This window comes from Blautia sp. AM47-4, assembly GCF_003479865.1.
GTDB lineage: Bacteria > Bacillota > Clostridia > Lachnospirales > Lachnospiraceae > Fusicatenibacter > Fusicatenibacter saccharivorans.
The window spans coordinates 1-1,506 of the sequence record NZ_QUHY01000089.1; the positions used below are offsets into that span (position 1 = coordinate 1).

Consider the following 1,506-nt stretch of genomic DNA (forward strand, 5'->3'; position numbering starts at 1 on the left):
GTATTCCAGCGTGACCCGCTGCTTTCCGGGGCTATCGCATACAACATCCTGACTGACCGCAAGGACATCATAAAGCCCATCGGCTTCCACAGGGAAAGCACCGCCCTGAACGATACAGATATGAAGTATCTGCTTCTCTATCTGGAAGAAACCTACGGGCTTACCAATGAGAAAAAGATTGATAACGCCATCGGGATTGTGGCGAATGAAAACAAGTACCACCCCATCCGGGATTATTTAAGTTCCCTTGTGTGGGACGGGACAGAGCGAATCCGCTTCTGCCTGCGGCACTTTCTGGGGGCTGACGCAGACGATTACACCTATGAAGCATTGAAGCTGTTCCTGCTGGGTGCAATCTCACGAGCCTTTCAGCCGGGGTGCAAGTTTGAAATCATGCTCTGTCTGGTCGGCGGTCAGGGGGCTGGCAAGTCCACTTTCTTCCGTCTGCTGGCAGTCCGGGACGAGTGGTTCTCCGATGATTTGCGGAAGCTGGACGATGACAATGTGTACCGCAAGCTGCAAGGTCACTGGATTATCGAAATGTCGGAAATGATGGCAACCGCCAACGCCAAGAGCATTGAGGAAATCAAGTCATTTTTAAGCCGACAGAAAGAGGTTTACAAGATACCCTATGAAACCCACCCAGCAGACCGCCCCCGTCAGTGCGTGTTTGGCGGCACTTCCAATGCCCTTGACTTCCTGCCCCTTGACCGTTCCGGCAACCGCCGCTTTATCCCCGTCATGGTGTACCCGGAGCAAGCCGAGGTTCACATTTTGGAGGACGAAGCCGCTTCCAGAGCCTATATCGAGCAGATGTGGGCAGAAGCGATGGAAATTTACAGAAGCGGCAGGTTCAAGCTGGCTTTCAGCCCTGCCATGCAGCGGTATCTCAAAGAACACCAGCGGGATTTTATGCCGGAGGACACCAAAGCCGGGATGATACAGGCGTATCTTGATAAGTACACCGGGAGCATGGTCTGCTCCAAGCAGCTCTACAAGGAAGCCTTGAACCATGCCTTTGACGAGCCGAAACAATGGGAAATCCGGGAAATCAACGAGATTATGAACCAGTGCATTGACCGCTGGCGGTACTTCCCGAACCCAAGAATGTTTTCAGAATATGGCAGACAAAAGGGCTGGGAGCGTGAAAACCCGGCAACGGACTCCGGCAACCCGTCTGAAAAAACGATGGACGGTTTTGTGGAGGTCACAGAACAGATGGAGCTTCCATTCTGAAAATGACAGCCCGTTGCATCCCCTGTTGCTATCCCGTTGCCGAGCCGGTTGCCGGGGAAAACCCCATAACTGCGGGCTTTTCTCCCCTATGACAACCAAAACAACAGAAAAATAAAAGAAAAGTATAAATAGTAACCATCGCCAGATTGAGATTGTTTGCAAGGTCTTTTGAAGCCCGTTGCCGGACTTCGTTGCCGACACCCTCTGTCTGGCTATTTTCATGTATGGAGGATAACTGCCTATGGCAAAAAACAAAACAGAGATTCATGT

At 51.5% G+C, this 1,506-nt stretch carries 2 protein-coding genes; one reads left to right on the forward strand and one right to left on the reverse strand.

Translation table 11 applies throughout. The annotated features are described in order from the left end of the window. On the forward strand, positions 1-1,236 hold a 1,236-nt coding region (locus DW965_RS18660), incomplete at its 5' end, for a virulence-associated E family protein (RefSeq protein ID WP_119198677.1). A 28-nt stretch (positions 1,237-1,264) separates the two neighbouring features. Here the strand turns inward: DW965_RS18660 and DW965_RS19470 are convergent. After that, on the reverse strand, positions 1,265-1,506 hold a 242-nt coding region (locus DW965_RS19470; protein ID WP_118006298.1), incomplete at its 5' end, for a tweety protein.